Consider the following 685-nt stretch of genomic DNA (forward strand, 5'->3'; position numbering starts at 1 on the left):
AGTCAAATGCTTACTTCTAAAAGTACAAGATGGGATGCGGAGCGAAATAAAAGTAGCGAAGGTCATGATGTCACACTGCCGAGAAAAGCTTCTAGCCAGAGTAGTTTTACCCGTACCGCAAACCGACACAGGTAGTCGAGGAGAGTATCCTCAGGTGAGCGAGAGAACTCTCGTTAAGGAACTCGGCAAAATGACCCCGTAACTTCGGGAGAAGGGGTGCTGATAGTAAAATATCAGTCGCAGTGAAGAGGCCCAAACAACTGTTTATCAAAAACACAGGTATCTGCAAAATCGTAAGATGACGTATAGGTGCTGACACCTGCCCGGTGCTGGAAGGTTAAGAGGAGAGCTTAGCGCAAGCGAAGGTTTGAATTGAAGCCCCAGTAAACGGCGGCCGTAACTATAACGGTCCTAAGGTAGCGAAATTCCTTGTCGGGTAAGTTCCGACCTGCACGAAAGGTGTAATGATTTGGGCACTGTCTCAACGAGAGACTCGGTGAAATTATAATACCCGTGAAGATGCGGGTTACCCGCGACAGGACGGAAAGACCCCATGGAGCTTTACTGTAGCTTGATATTGAGTATTTGTTAAACATGTACAGGATAGGTAGGAGCCAGAGAAGATAGGACGCTAGTCTTATTGGAGGCAATGTTGGGATACTACCCTTGTTTGATGGATCCTCTA

The 685-nt window shown here is 47.0% G+C and carries 1 rRNA gene; it reads left to right on the plus strand.

Going from position 1 to position 685, the window contains the following annotated elements:
* Positions 1–685, plus strand: a 23S ribosomal RNA gene (locus tag LrDSM24759_RS07615); the annotation flags it as partial.

This window comes from Lactobacillus rodentium (assembly GCF_003423665.1).
GTDB lineage: Bacteria > Bacillota > Bacilli > Lactobacillales > Lactobacillaceae > Lactobacillus > Lactobacillus rodentium.